Annotated in this window: 16 protein-coding genes; 6 read left to right on the top strand and 10 right to left on the bottom strand. The window is 69.2% G+C overall.

Features of this window, described 5'->3' with window-relative positions:
- Positions 1–435: 435 nt before the first annotated feature.
- The 3 genes from ACWEFB_RS29260 to ACWEFB_RS29250 form a co-directional block, all read right to left on the bottom strand.
- Positions 436–1,470: a hypothetical protein gene (locus tag ACWEFB_RS29260; RefSeq protein WP_452290543.1), complete on the bottom strand. Its 1,035-nt coding sequence runs from the start codon at positions 1,468–1,470 to the stop codon at positions 436–438.
- A gap of 692 nt (positions 1,471–2,162) precedes the next feature.
- Positions 2,163–2,477: a hypothetical protein gene (locus ACWEFB_RS29255; protein WP_452290541.1), complete on the bottom strand. Its 315-nt coding sequence runs from the start codon at positions 2,475–2,477 to the stop codon at positions 2,163–2,165.
- Between the two features lie 69 nt (positions 2,478–2,546).
- Positions 2,547–2,786 (bottom strand): phosphotransferase-like protein, encoded by a 240-nt coding sequence (locus tag ACWEFB_RS29250; RefSeq protein ID WP_452290551.1) that lies wholly within the window; start codon positions 2,784–2,786, stop codon positions 2,547–2,549.
- An 8-nt stretch (positions 2,787–2,794) separates the two neighbouring features.
- On the opposite strand from ACWEFB_RS29250, the gene ACWEFB_RS29245 reads away from it, so the two are divergent.
- Positions 2,795–3,781, top strand: a complete 987-nt coding sequence (locus ACWEFB_RS29245; RefSeq protein ID WP_452290539.1) for a hypothetical protein — start codon at positions 2,795–2,797, stop codon at positions 3,779–3,781.
- 213 nt (positions 3,782–3,994) lie between these two features.
- On the opposite strand, the gene ACWEFB_RS29240 is transcribed toward ACWEFB_RS29245, so the two are convergent.
- Entirely contained in the window at positions 3,995–4,921 is a 927-nt protein-coding gene (locus tag ACWEFB_RS29240) for a LysR family transcriptional regulator (RefSeq protein WP_452290537.1), read from the bottom strand.
- Positions 4,922–5,094: 173 nt separating this feature from the next.
- Between ACWEFB_RS29240 and ACWEFB_RS29235 the strand changes: the two genes are divergently transcribed.
- Positions 5,095–6,210, top strand: a complete 1,116-nt coding sequence (locus ACWEFB_RS29235; protein WP_452290535.1) for an alpha/beta hydrolase — start codon at positions 5,095–5,097, stop codon at positions 6,208–6,210.
- Between the two features lie 261 nt (positions 6,211–6,471).
- On the opposite strand, the gene ACWEFB_RS29230 is transcribed toward ACWEFB_RS29235, so the two are convergent.
- Positions 6,472–6,660 carry a DUF397 domain-containing protein gene (locus ACWEFB_RS29230; protein WP_452290533.1) on the bottom strand — a complete coding sequence of 63 codons (189 nt, stop codon included), beginning with the start codon at positions 6,658–6,660 and terminating at the stop codon, positions 6,472–6,474.
- Positions 6,651–7,418, bottom strand: coding sequence for a DUF5753 domain-containing protein (locus ACWEFB_RS29225; RefSeq protein WP_452290531.1), 768 nt, complete (start codon positions 7,416–7,418; stop codon positions 6,651–6,653). The genes ACWEFB_RS29230 and ACWEFB_RS29225 overlap by 10 nt, the downstream gene beginning before the upstream one ends.
- Before the next feature lie 551 nt (positions 7,419–7,969).
- Between ACWEFB_RS29225 and ACWEFB_RS29220 the strand changes: the two genes are divergently transcribed.
- The 3 genes from ACWEFB_RS29220 to ACWEFB_RS29210 are packed head-to-tail and all read left to right on the top strand — an operon-like array spanning position 7,970 to position 9,823.
- On the top strand, positions 7,970–9,223 hold the full coding sequence (locus ACWEFB_RS29220) for a helix-turn-helix domain-containing protein (protein WP_452290529.1): 1,254 nt from the start codon (positions 7,970–7,972) through the stop codon (positions 9,221–9,223).
- Positions 9,220–9,552: a hypothetical protein gene (locus ACWEFB_RS29215; protein ID WP_452290527.1), complete on the top strand. Its 333-nt coding sequence runs from the start codon at positions 9,220–9,222 to the stop codon at positions 9,550–9,552. Before ACWEFB_RS29220 ends, ACWEFB_RS29215 begins: the two co-directional genes overlap by 4 nt.
- On the top strand, positions 9,545–9,823 hold the full coding sequence (locus tag ACWEFB_RS29210) for a hypothetical protein (protein WP_452290525.1): 279 nt from the start codon (positions 9,545–9,547) through the stop codon (positions 9,821–9,823). Before ACWEFB_RS29215 ends, ACWEFB_RS29210 begins: the two co-directional genes overlap by 8 nt.
- Before the next feature lie 21 nt (positions 9,824–9,844).
- On the opposite strand, the gene ACWEFB_RS29205 is transcribed toward ACWEFB_RS29210, so the two are convergent.
- The 4 genes from ACWEFB_RS29205 to ACWEFB_RS29190 all read right to left on the bottom strand — a co-directional run bounded on the left by ACWEFB_RS29205 (position 9,845) and on the right by ACWEFB_RS29190 (position 12,782).
- A complete protein-coding gene (locus ACWEFB_RS29205) occupies positions 9,845–11,548 on the bottom strand; it encodes an amidase (protein WP_452290523.1) in 1,704 nt (567 codons plus the stop codon).
- Positions 11,541–11,801: a hypothetical protein gene (locus ACWEFB_RS29200; protein WP_326559101.1), complete on the bottom strand. Its 261-nt coding sequence runs from the start codon at positions 11,799–11,801 to the stop codon at positions 11,541–11,543. The genes ACWEFB_RS29205 and ACWEFB_RS29200 overlap by 8 nt, the downstream gene beginning before the upstream one ends.
- A 117-nt stretch (positions 11,802–11,918) precedes the next feature.
- Positions 11,919–12,248: a putative quinol monooxygenase gene (locus ACWEFB_RS29195; protein ID WP_452290521.1), complete on the bottom strand. Its 330-nt coding sequence runs from the start codon at positions 12,246–12,248 to the stop codon at positions 11,919–11,921.
- 195 nt (positions 12,249–12,443) lie between these two features.
- Positions 12,444–12,782 carry a hypothetical protein gene (locus ACWEFB_RS29190; protein ID WP_452290519.1) on the bottom strand — a complete coding sequence of 113 codons (339 nt, stop codon included), beginning with the start codon at positions 12,780–12,782 and terminating at the stop codon, positions 12,444–12,446.
- Between the two features lie 216 nt (positions 12,783–12,998).
- Between ACWEFB_RS29190 and ACWEFB_RS29185 the strand changes: the two genes are divergently transcribed.
- Positions 12,999–13,442: an SRPBCC family protein gene (locus tag ACWEFB_RS29185; protein ID WP_452290517.1), complete on the top strand. Its 444-nt coding sequence runs from the start codon at positions 12,999–13,001 to the stop codon at positions 13,440–13,442.

Raw genomic sequence — 13,442 nt, 5'->3', positions numbered from 1 at the left:
CCGCCGCGATCTGGCACAACCGGACCACCGGCCAGCCCGTGACCAGGTCACTCATCGCCTACGACCACTAACTCAGTTAGGACTTACTCGTCTAGTACCAGCGCCCGCCGCTGGCCGATGGCGACCACCCCCGACGTAGCCGTCGGATCGCGCACACCCGGTCGCAGTCCTCCGAGTTTTACAGGGATTCATCCCTGCTGTCGACACCGGTCCACAGCGACAGTGCCGATTGCGGAGCGACGAGCAGCGGTCCGCCGGCCGACGAGACTCACGTGTAGCGCAGCGATCCCATTTCCCGAGCATTCTTGCCGGGCCGGCAACACCGGTGCCCGCCGAGACGCGGCGGAACGTTGTCGTGCTGGAGAGCCATCGTCACATGGCGACGGTCGCCGGATCGCCGCCCGGCTGTGCGCTCGCAACGACCTCCAGCCGTTCTCAGTCGGTCGTCCAACCAGTTGAGCGCTGCCAGTCGGTTCCGGGCAGTTCGGCAAGTAGCTGTGCCTGTACCCGTCTAAGGGTGACCTGGGGTGCCAGCGGCGCGAGGCTCGGCATTTGTGGGTCAGGTCGTATGTGCATTTCAAACCCCTTCTCCGCCAGGCAATAGACCAGGCCCCCGTCGTTGGACACGAGTCGGTCGTCCGCGCGCCCCCAGCAGGACACCCTTCCAGAGGTCGGGTAGCCAGTGCCCGCCGTCCTCTGGACGAGTACGGTGACCGTGCGGCCGTAGGGCCTGGCTGGTCGATCGGAGAGCTCGAGAAAGAGGTCCGGGTGGCCCGGCTGGCCAGGATACGCGTAGGTCAGTTCGAAGCCGGGGATCTCCGGAACGACCAGCGGCACGCCGAGAGCGCGAAAATCGTCGACTCGCCACCGCAGTTGGCTGGCTCGCTCGATGCCGACGACGGCGACGAACATGGCCGCCACAGCGAGCACGGCGCCCACTCGGGCCAAGCCCGGCAGCCGCCGACGAGTCGCCAACGCCAACGCGACGTGCACACACAACGCAAACACGGCCCAGTAGCCGGTGGTTTCCCACCGGTCGCGTACCGGGCCGCCGATGGCCACCCCAATCGGAATCAGGACTACCAGCAGGATCGGCACCAGGGCATGCGTCAGATGGGCTCCAAGTTCCCTCCGTCGCATCACCAACACCGATAGCAGCGGTGACAACGCGGTGATGACACATGCGGCGCAGAGTGACGCGGCGAGGGAGATGAACGTCGGAGCTATTGACATGGTCCAGTCCTGGTCTGCCGTCCACAGCCCGACAGCCCACACGGCCGCGACCGAGACGGCCCCACATGCCAACGCATGGAGCGTCACGATCCGCAGGGCCGGAACGTCGACGCCGTCGCCACTGAGGCCCGTCACGTCTTCACCACCCCTCATTCTGAATGTTGAGCCGTCCGTACTAGAGCGCTGTTTGATAGTGGCGGGCGGAAAACAGGCCGTGACGAGGTAGATCGGACTCATCAAACGGCCCCCTCTATGCGCCCGGTTACCGACCGGACCACGGCTCCGGCGAGGTCCACGATCTGCAACAGTGGCCTCACCAGGCGCTCGCCGTACGATTGCGTGCTTGTCGTCGTACCAGTCGAGGAGGACTCGCCGCCGCCGAACTCCCCACGCCGTTCCGTCGGCCAAGCCCACGATCCGGCCTGGCCCGGTCCGCGAGTGGGTCCACAACGCGACGCGGTGACCATCCCAGCCGCCGGTCAGCAACCACGCCGAGCCCAGCAGCCGGGACCACGCGACCGCCACGCACGCTTCGAAGTCGCGCACCGCCTCTGTCTCGTCCACTCTCCTCCCACCCGTGAAACAGGGCCGCACCCGGGCATGGTTCCACACTGGTCCAACAGGCTCATAAGTCGAGTAACCGGGAGGGATGTCACCACCCGGCTCTCACAGCTCTGGGCGTGACAGTCTCCCGCCATCCGACGCTAAGTCACCCTGGGCACCACCTCACATGGCACGCCCCTCCGCCACCGCCGGGCCGGCGTCCCCCTGCTGGAGCCAGGTTTGGATATCCGCACATCGGCAGGACCGGATGTCCTCACACCTAGATGCGCGGTCACTGACGGCTACCACGGGTGATGGGAACCCTGGCGCTTGCATGCCCGGTCGGCGGCAGTTGCGGATGCCGTTGCAGGACGTCGAGTCGCTCGCTATACGACGCCGCCCGCAGCAATCCCATCGGCGGAGATCCGCCTGATCGTCCTGCCGGCTTCGGTCTCCACCAGCGTCAGCGCGCCGACCCAACTCGGACCATCCGGGTACTCCCAACTGGCCGGGTCTGCCAGCAGCACCGGCAACTGGTGCCTTGACACAGGATCGCCGTGCGCCAAGCCCTCCCGACCGTCGTCGGCAACCCACACGTAGCGGCGCATCTCCATCCAGCCGTTGTCCAGCAACCTCAGCAGAACGGAGGCCAGCTCGGACAACGACGGCTCCGGCTGGGCGGGATCCAGGTCACCGAACATCACATGGCGCCCGGGACCCCAGCCGACGAGCCAGGGGCCACCCGCGCTGTCAGCGGCATGAGTGGGCAGTCAGATGTCACGACGGCGGAGCCGATCGAACGCCTTTGGCGACGGGAGCGCGCCGAGTGCCTCTGCGATCGCGGTTGCACATGCATCAGGACCGGTGCTTGTGGTGTCTACGGCGATGTCGAACTCGCCGTGCGCGTAGACCCTGGACTGGGAACGGGCCAGACCGACGGGCCGATCTCCGCGACATCGTTCGCGCCGAGCACTGCGAAGAACCTGGGTCCAGGACGCGGACCCTAAAATCCACTGCTATGGCCCGCACCACACCCCCGCGTCCCGTGAACATCACCGGAGTCTTCCCCGACCTGCGGGAACATTCCACCACCGCAACCCGTCTGCACCCCAGGCCCGGTGCTCCGACCGTTGTGGACAGCTCGGTCGGCGGGCCGCTGTTGTGGCCGGCAGACGAGGTGTGGCCGGTCTGTGACGGCACTGGGGCGCACGAGCCGTACAACCTCAGCACGCCGGCCGCCGTGCGGCGCAGACGGGAGATCCTGGCGACCGCGGACGCCCGGGAACCGCTGCCGGGCGGGGATTTCCTGACCGCCGAAGAACTGGCCGAACTCGACGCGGCCGACGCCCTGGATGTAAATCACCTGATCGAGGATTGGATCCCGCTGGTCCCCGTCGCGCAACTCTACCGCCGGGACATCCCGGACTACGCCGGCCCGGACGGCACCGACCTGCTCCAGGTGCTGTGGTGCCCGGTGGACCACTCGGACCGGCACTACAGCCCTCGAGTCTTTCTCTACTGGCGCGACAGCTCCGCCGTCGGCCCGTTACTCGAAGCACCTCCCGAGCCGAGGGTGGTCAGCGACATGTACCTACCGGTTCCGTGCGTGGTGCACCCCGAACAGGTTCGCGAGTACCAGTACGCCGACCTGCTCCCCGATGACCTGCGCGAGCGGCTCAACGAGTGGGAAGAGGACGAGGAAAGCCGTCCCGACTACCACGGCGACCTGTCGCTGGCGCCGGGATGGAAGGTCGGCGGGTACGCGAGCTGGTCGTTGACCGACCCGTACCCGATGGATTGTGATGTCTGCGGCGCCGCGATGACCTTGACCTTCACTGCCGCCTCGGCCGACTGGAACGGTATGCATTGCAGCTGGCGGCCGTCAGAGGAGGACCCGAACGCGTCCCCGGACACCGTCGGCGTGCAGATTGGGCGTGGCTACTCGCTGTACACCTTCCGCTGCCCCGAATCCTTCGGGCACCCGCCGGCCACCGCCATGCAGTGAAACGTCCTCCCGCTATGGCTTGCCGGCCTTCGAAACGCACTCTCCTCAGCAGTTTCGGACGCCGACCGCAATGAGGCCCGCTCATGAAGCCTCGCGGTGGACAGGGTTATGGCGGGGGTGATGAGAGACGATGCGGCCTCTTCGTCACCTGAGCGTCCATCCGCGTGTCCATGGTGTCCGGCTCTGCCTAGCAGGGCCGCTTCGCGTACGCCCTCAGCGCGAGGCCGGCCGCCGGGGCCGCACCGGCGCCGACCGGGCCAGGTCGCGGGCGAGCGCGACGAGGTTGGCGGTGGCCGGGTTGGATTCGATGCGGCGGTACGCGACCGCCAGTTCGATGACGTGGGTGGCCGGGCGGGCTGGCCGGAACGCGACGTCGTCGCGCCGTAGCCGGGATACCGACGCGGGCACCAGGGATACGCCGAGTCCGCCCGCGACCAGGCCGATGATGGTCTGCATCTGAATGGCCTCCTGCGCGACGGTCGGAGTGAACCCGGCCCGGCGGCAGTAGTCGACGATCTGGTCGCGCAGGCCGGGGCCGAGGTGGCGGGGCGAGAGGACGAACGGCTCGTCGGCCAGTTGACGCACGTCGACGACCCGGTCACCGGCGAGGGGGTGGTCGGCGGGCAGGGCGACGACGAGTCGTTCATTGCCGACCGCCTCGACATGCAGGAAGTCGGTGTCGGCGTCGGGCAGCGGCGGGCGGAGCAGGCCGACGTCGAGGGTGCCGTCGCGCAGCCCGTCGACCTGCTGGGTGGTGGTGAGCTCGCGCAGGCTGAGGGTGACGTCGGGATGGCGGTCGCGGGCCGCCCGCAACAGCCGGGGCAGCAGGGTGAAGGTGGCCGAGCCGACAAAGCCGACCGCGAGGGTGCCGGTCTGTCCGCGCCCGGCGCGCTGGGCGGCACGGACTGCGGCGGCGGCGTGGGCGAGCGCGCGTTCGGCGTCCGGCCGGAACGCGATCCCGGCCGGGGTGAGGTGGACCCGCCGGGAACGGCGGTCGAACAGGTCGACGCCGATTTCCGACTCCAGCGCCCGGATCTGCTGGCTCAGCGGTGGCTGGTGGATACCCAGTTCGGCGGCGGCGCGGCCGAAGTGCAGGTGCCCGGCGACGGCGAAGAAGTACCGCAGATGCCGCAGTTCCATCGTCGCTCCCTCCCCTGATGGCCTGTGCAGAGCTGGGCGATACACGGAAGATATCAATCGGTGCGGTTCGAGATATGTGACGTCCGGTACGGCATACCAAGCCAGCATATTGGCGGCATGGGTTCCCGCGCGGTCGCACGGCGCGGGACCCGTTCACCGAAGGAGCGCCCGCCATGCCCATCAGCCGTCCAACAGTGGTAGGGGCCGCCGTCTCGGCCCTGCTCCTCGGCGGTACCGCCGCCTCGGCCACCACCCGCGCCGACGCCCCCCGCGCAGCCCCGGTCCGCAGCGATCTGCACGTGACCAGCGACCCGGGCGTCCGTATCGCCGTGCGGGAGATCCGGCCACGGGACCCGCGTCCGTCCCCCACTCGCCCGCCGGTCCTGCTGCTGCACGGTGCCCGGGTACCCGGGCCGGCGAGCTTCGACCTGCCGGTGCCCGGCGGCTCGCTCGCCGTAGACCTCGCCGCTGCCGGGCACCGCGTCTACGTGATGGACGCGCGCGGCTACGGCGGCTCGACCCGCCCGCCGGAGCTGTCCGAACCGGCGCAGGCCAACCCGCCAGCGGTCCGTTCCGACGCGGTGGTGCGCGACGTGGCCGCCGTCGTCGACATGATCAGCGCGCGGAACCGGGCAGGCAACCCGTCAGGCCGGGTCGCGCTGCTGGGCTGGGCCACCGGCGGCCACTGGCTCGGCCAGTACGCCGCTGCCAACCCGGCGCGGGTCAGCCATCTGCTGCTTTACAACTCCCTCTACGGGGCGAGCGACACTCATCCGACCCTGGGACGGGGTAGCAGCTACGAGGACCCGAACCGGCCCGGCCGCTTCAACGCGGCCAACTACGGCGCCTACCGCACCAGCACCGCGGCGAGCCTGTTGCCGTCGTGGGACGACAGCATCCCGACGCCGGACAAGAGCGTCTGGCGCGACCCGGCGGTCGCGGCGGCCTATCAGCAGGCGGCGCTGGATTCCGACCCGACCAGCAGCAGCCGCGAACCGGCGAGCTTCCGCGCGCCGTCCGGCGCTTTGGAGGACAGCTTCTACCTGGCCACCGGCCGTCAACTATGGGACGCGAGCCTGGTGACCGCACACACGCTCGTGCTGCGCAGCGAGTACGACTTCTGGAGCCGACCAGAGGACCCCACGACGCTGGCGGAGCATCTCGTGCACGCCCGCAGCGTACGTAGCGTGCAGTTGGCCGGGGCGACCCACTACGCGCACCTCGACCGCGGCGACCACGGGCGCGACCAGTTCCTCGCCGAGGTGACCCGGTTCCTGAGGTCAGGCTAGCGAGCCTACGGGCACCGGCGGCGGCAACGTCAGCTGCTCGAATCGGCCGGTCGCGGCGACACCGGGCGGCAACGTCAGCGTCGAGGGGCGACCATCGGAAAGTCGCCCGCCCCTTCGCGACAACCGCCCGGAGCCAACCAGGCAACGACACAATCCCGGGACTTCCGTCACCCGAGGAGGTCACCCAGGGCGGTGCCGCACGGATCGCGGAGACGGCGATGCCCCCGTACGGGGTGGCACGGGGGCATGTAGAAGCTGTAGTCAGTGCTGCTTGGCTAGCCCCACGAACGCCTGCCACGCCTCGGGCGCGAAGGTCAGCGTGCCACCGTCGCGGTTCTTCGTGTCACGGACGAGCACCACGCCCGCGAGGTTGTCAGCGACCTCCACACAGTCGCCGCCGTTGTTGCCACTCCTGGTGCTCTTGCGCCACTGTGCGCCGCTCACGTCCATGATGCCGCCGCTTCCCTGATCAGTTCTAGGGACTGTGCTCGCGGGAGGGCCTCCCCCCGGATCCGTTCCCACCGTCGTTCCAGGGTAGCAATCTTCGACGGCTTCTCGACGATCTGCGCTTCGGCCTGGCTGTCGACGTGGGCGACCCGCCCGCCTTCGGGCATCTCGGCGATCGTGAACGGTCCGCCGAGGCCGGGGTACATGCCGATGTCCCTGGGAATCATGTGTATCTGCACTGTCTTCAACTCGGCGCACTCGGCGAGGTAGGCGCACTGCTCGCGCATCAGCTCGCGGTCACCGTACGCGGAGCGGTAGAGCACCCCGGCGTCGATGACCGCGATCAGGAGCGGCGGCCGGTCCCGCCGCAGGATGGACTGCCGCGCGAGGCGACCGATGACGAGCTGCTCGACCTCCGCGGAGGTCAGGTCCTCGCCCTCCAGCGTCGCCCGCACGTACGCCTCGGTCTGGAGCAGGCCCGGCACCCACAGTATTTGGAAGCTCCGCAGCGCCTTCGCCTCGCGCTCATTTTCGGCCCACTGGCGGAACCAGACAGGCTCCTTTCGCCGCAGGACGTCCGGCCAAAGGTCACCAACGTCCTTCTTCAGGATCTCGGCGATCTTGAATCGTCGCCTGGGCTGAGGTATCCGTCCAGGGGTGATCCAACGCCCTGCCGTCTTCGGATCAACGCCCAACTGAGCTGCGAGAGAGTCGGTGGTCTCGCCCACCTCAGCCATCGCCGCTACGAGTGCGTGGTTCATCCAGCCTCCCTAATGGATGTCCGTGACCTTCGAGGGACCATACATCAACGGAGTGTGCATGTCCGCCCACCCAGGGCAGGGTGATCGGTGAGGAGGCGTGGTCGGTGGAGGTTCGAGCCCGGCGGCTGCGTCAGCGGGGGCGCTCCCGAGAGGGAGGTGGGAGCGCCCCTTCCCGCAGTCGACAGGAGGTGTCGAGATGTTCCTGGTCCGCCGTTGGTGGGGCTGTATCTGGCCGTGGTCCCTCGGGGCCGCCGTACCGCAGCCACCCGCACCGCCCGCGTCCCCGCCGCCGCCCGCGCGCCCACCGTGGGCTGGGCCGACGCTGTTCCTCGGACCGCTACTCACGTTCGGTCAGCGCCTCGGCTATCGGACCGACCGGGGGAAACGAGACTCGGGGATGAATGCCGCGACCCCACGCCCCGAGTTGCCTCCGGTAGCGGGACCACGTCCACGGCCTCGCAACGGCGGACCCGGCTACCCGGTGCCGCCCCGCGACGGCTGGCGGCCCGGCAAGCCCGGCGACGTCCGGCGCAACCCGATCCACCGCGCCGATGTCTAGCGTCGTCGAGATCGCGGCCCCGGCGGCCACCGATCACGTCGGTCGGCGGGTCGCCTACTGGCGCGGGCGGCGGAGGCTGTCACAACAGGTGTTCGCGGACCGCATGGGCAAGTCGAAGAGTTGGGTGGACAAAACCGAGCGCGGGTTACGTCGGCTCGACAAGTTCTCCGTGCTGTACGAGATCGCGGAAGTCCTGAGCATCGACGTCGCGCTGCTGCTCGGCAAGGAGCCTGCGGAACGCGGTGCGGTCGTGTCGAGCGGGGTCAGCTCGGATGACCTGGAAGCCCTCCGGGGCAGCCTTGAGCGGTACGTCGCCGTGGCGGGATATTTCCAGGCCCGGCTCAACCCGCCCGCGCTGCACGATTTGCGGAAGGTCGTCACCCACGCCCGCCTGACCTTCGAACATGCCCGGTATGACCTGCTGGTGAAGGCGCTGCCCCGGCTCCTGGTCGACGCACAGACCGCCGACACCGTTTACCGGAACGCACCCGGCGAGGAGGCCGCCGGGCTGCTCAGCCAGGTCTACCAGGTCACATCCGACCTGCTGCGGAAGTTGGGCCAGCATGACCTGGCCTGGCTCACCGCGGACCGGGCCGCAGAGCGATCGATGCGGGCCGCCGACCCGTACCTGGTCGGGGTGGCCGCCTCCGTGATGGGTTCCGCCCTGCTCGGCCTCGGCCGTCCCCGGTCGGCCATGGAGGTGGCTGTCACCATCGCCCAACGCATTCCCCCACAGGCCAAGAGCGATCCGGTACGGCTTTCCGTGTACGGCACCCTGCTCCTCCGGGCCGCGACGGCTGCCGCCCGGTTGGGCGACACGTTCACCGTTCGGGAGCTGATCGCCGGCGCCCAGGACGCGGCGACGTTGCTCGGCGCCGACCGCAACGAGTACCACACCGGGTTCGGTCCGACCGCCGTCGAGCTTCACCGCGTGCTGGCCGCTGTCGAACTCGGCGAAGGCAAGCACGCGATAGCCCTGCACGAGCGGATCAACGGGAAGGCGCTCCGGGGCCAGGTCCCCGAACGTCACGGTCACCACCTGCTGACCGTGGCTCGCGCTCACGCACACCTCGGGGAGATGGACAACGCGGCGGCGTTGATGCTGGCCGCCGACGGCATCGCCCCGCAGGAGGTTCGTAGCCGGCCGCTGGCTCGCGAACTGATGGGTGACGTCCTGAGGCTGGCGAGGGGCGGCCCGCCACCACGGATAGTCGAGTTGGCCGGACGCATGGGAGTAGCCGCATGACTCACATTGGGCCCTGTGTCGCGGTCGGCGACGTGCTCGACATCGCGCCCCTCGACTACCGGGGAGAGGGCAGCAGCCCGCTGCGGATGCGAGTTCTCCGGCTTCCGGAGGGTGCCGACACTCCGGGGCTCGAATGGGTGAACCTCCTCGGCGTTGTCGTGGAGGCGGACGGGTCGGACGGCCGTTACGTACTGCCGTGGGTCAGGGTGTCAGCCCTCCGTGAGATGCGAGAGCGAGCGGATCCACCCACCCCTCCTCCCCCGGTCACCGTCAGGATTCCGAGCCAGCGGAGCGGTGGCCGGGAGCGAGCGGGGCTGCGCCGTGGATGACGACGACGAAGACGTGATGGCCCAGCATCGGCACCGCCCGGACTGGCGCTGTCGTGACTGTCTCGACCCGTGGCCGTGCCGGTTCTTCCGGCGGCGGCTGCTGGCGGTGGCGGACGGAAAACCGCAGAACCTCCGGACCTACATGGAGCAGTACCGGAGGCTTGCGGGGGCGGAGCTGGTGGACGCGACCCCCGAGGAGTTGGACGAGCGTTTCCTCGGGTGGTTGACGCGCCCACCGGCACGGCGGCTCAGATTGCGATCCATCGGATGAACGGGAACACCGAAAGGTTGGTCAGCTCTCCTCGGTGGCGTCGTAGTCGGCGGGCACCTTGTACGGCGCGGCGACCCGCGCCCCGGCACCGACCGGTCCGGACGGATCCGGTGGCCGTCGCAGGTGGTGGTCGGTGACCGCCTGGTACGCCGCCACGACGGCGAGCAGCCGCTCCTCCCCGAACGGCGGCGCCGCGATGGTCGTGCCCCTCGGCACGGTCAGCCCGGTCGTCTGGTCGACCCCCAGGCCGTAGGGGAACGCCATCATCGGCAGTCCGATCCGGTCCACCGCCGTCCCGATCAGCAGTACGTCGCACTGGCCGAAGAACTGCGACAGGGTGCGCTTGAGCAGGAGGTAACGCGCCTCCATCGCCTTGAGGTAGCTGTCCGCACTGCGGAACTGGCCGTTGAGGAAACCGGTGAGACGATCGGCGAACAGCCGTACGTCGCTTTGCAGGACCGGCAGGAAGAGGTTGGTGCCCTCGCCGGAGGTGCTGGTCACCGTCCCGGTCAGCTCGCTCCAGCCCTCCGGGTACGGCACCTCCCGTACGGTCACGCCGACCGTCTGCATTGCGGCCAGCATGGCCTCGCGCAGCGGCCTGGTCTCCTCGTTGGCGCCGGTGAGGTAGTCCGGCGGGTAGCCGAGGGTGGTTTCCCAACGGACCCGGATCCGCTTCTTCCAGTAGTAGACCTCGGCCGACCTGATGTAGTTCGGCACCTCAGGCAGGCCGAGCGTACGGGGGTCGTTGGGGTCCGGACCGGCCACCGACTGGAGCATGATCGCGGCGTCCATGGCGTCTCGGGCCAGTGGTCCCGGATGGTCGTGGGTGATGGTCAGCGGGACGATGCCGTACAGGGAGGTGCGACCGAAGGTCGGCTTGAGACCGGTCAGGTTCTGCGCGTTCGAGGGCGAGGTGATCGAACCGCCGGTCTGGGTCCCGGTGCCGGAGGTGGCGAGCCGGGCCGCGACTGCCGTGGCGGTGCCGCCCGACGATCCGCTCGGGCTGTACCGGATGTCGTCGGGTGTCCAGGCGTTGTACGTGGTCGCGGTGCCGTCGGGCAGCCGGGCCCGGCCGGAGGCGAGCGGACCCATGGCCGCCTTGCCGATCATGATCGCGCCGTCGGTCCTGAGCCGGGCGTGCACCGTCGAGTCATACGCCGGGACGAATCCCTGGTAGACCGGGGACATCGCGGTGGTGGGGATGCCCGCGGTGTAGTAGTTGTCCTTCTCCGCGGTGGTGATGCCGGCGAGCGCGGTCGATCCACTGTGGATTTTCGTACGGCGGGCGAGTTCGAGGAGTTCGGCGTCCGGGCGGCGCCAGAGGAACGCCTGGTACCTGGCCTCGTACCGGTTGATCCGGTCGAGGTAGGCGTCCATCAGGTCCACCGGCTTGAGCAGCCTGCGCCGGAACGCGGCAGCCGCCTCGCTGATGGTCAGCTCGGTCGGGTCGGCCAGCGCCTCGGGACGGATCGTCCGGGCGAGCGCGCCGTCCCACCAGTCCTTCGGCGTACCCGGTCCGGAGCGACCGGCGGCGGTCGGGGCCGGGGCCGCGCTGCCCGGGGTGGCCGCGAAGAGCGTGCCGCCGGCCGCTCCGGCGGACGCCGCGGCGGCCCAGAGCCCGGCCATCCGGGACATGAACCAGCGCCGGTCGACGGTGAGGTCCTGCGGTTGTCCGGTGCCGTCCGTGATCCGGTCGGCCCGGTGGGGCACCAGCGGCTCAGTCATCGAGCGCTCCCGTCCACTGGGCGAGTTGGACGGGGTAGAGGGCCGGCACGTCGGCCTGCTGATCGGTCGGGTAGGCATTGATCACGGCATCCTGGCGGATGACGCTGCGGGCAGAGGAGAAGACCCTCGCCTGGTCCATCGGGGCGGCCGGGTCGTCTTCCGGCAGTACCGAGATGTCGATGCCCAGCAGGGCGTAGCGGGTTCTGATGTAGACGTCGAGTTCCTGATCCGTGGGCGCTGGAGGTACGGCCATAACCACCCCTTCGCTCCTTACCGGCGAATATTGGGCGTCAGCCAACCAGCAGATCATTTCTGCCGGAGATCAGATCAGATTCACAAATGTTTCTGCATCAATTCGACCCCTCGGTGATCAGCGCTCGGGTACGGCCAGTTCACCCAACAGCGACCAGTCGTCCTGCGGGACGGTGGCGTTGACGATCCGGGGCGTCTCGGCCAGATACTGCGGAAGCGTCCGCTGCGCCTGCCGGAAGTGCTCGGACTGTACGTGCGCCCCACCGGCGTCGCCGTCACGGAACGCCTCGACCAGGACGTACTCGGTCGGGTCGTCGAGGCTGCGGGACCAGTCGAACCAGAGGCAGCCCGCCTCACCACGGGTCGCGCGGGTGAAGTCGGCGGCGATCTCGGGCCACCGGTCGGCGTGCTCCGGCAGCACCCGGAACTTCGCGGTAATGAAGATCATCCTGATCTCTCCCCTGGTCACGACGGGCGGACGAAATCACCCGGCACCGAAAGATTCTAGGGGAGGAGGCCCCCGCAGACCCTGAGGGCTACGTCGGCGGCAGACCCACCCACCCGCGATCTTGCAGTTGTGGCGCCCAGGATGCCGGATTCGAGACCTTTGTGAGCCACCACAACTGCAAGATCGCCGAGAGGGTCAGCGCATTCGGCGTTCGGGGTGCTGGCGGTTCCAGGCCCGCATCCGTTCCGGGTAGCCGACCCGGGCGGCCTCGTAGATCGGCACCGAGTGCCGGTGCGCCAGCCGCTGCGCGACCCGGGGCGAACCCGTCCGGCGGCGGATCCACTCGCCGTCGTCGGCGATCGCGACAACGGTCGTGTCGGTCGCCGTCGTCTCCGGTTCCAGGTACAACTCGACGCCGCGTCGGTCGTCGATGAACGCGGACAGCGCCGCGAGGTCGGCGGCGGTCCCCTCCCGGTCGAGCTTCGTGGGCGTGTGGTCATCGGCGGGCGACCGCCGCCGGGACAGCCAGCGCATCAGGTGCTCCTTCGGTCCGAGGTCCGAACAACCGCCGGCGACCTACTCCCGGCAGCCCATCCATTGCAGCACCCCTGACCGGGAGAAACCTTCAAGAAACCTGTACGCGAGATGAAAGCCACCCGCCCCGGACATCGATTACGTGAATACGACTCGGAATTGCCCGACCGTCGGGTGAATTGCCGGTGGTGAATCGGATCGATAGAGTTTTCGCCCATGGATGACCGGTTCGACGACGACCTGGTGGTACACGAGACGATGGAGATCGCCGCCCCCGCACCCGAGGTCTGGGCGGCGCTGGTCGTCGCCGAGCGGCGTACCGGCTGGTGGGACTATCTCGAGCTGGAACCGGTGGTCGGCGGCCCGGTGACGGAAACCTGGGCCGGGCCGGACGGGAATCCGGTTCGCACCCGGGGTGCGGTGACCGCGTTGGTCGCCGACGAACTGCTGCGCCTGCGCTGGGCCGACGAGGGGTGGGACGACTCCACCGAGGTCGAGTTCCGCCTCCTCGCCGGCGATCACGGCACCGTGGTACACGTACGGGAGCACGGCCTCGACCGGCATCCGGACGGCGCCCGACTCACCGACGAACACCGGGCCGGCTGGCGCACGCACCTGAGCAACCTCCGCCGCTGCGTGGAGGCACGCTCCGGTCGATAG

It is taken from the genome of Micromonospora sp. NPDC004704 (assembly GCF_053601675.1).
Note: the sequence above shows the minus strand (reverse complement) of the source record. Positions and strands in the feature narration are given on the sequence as shown.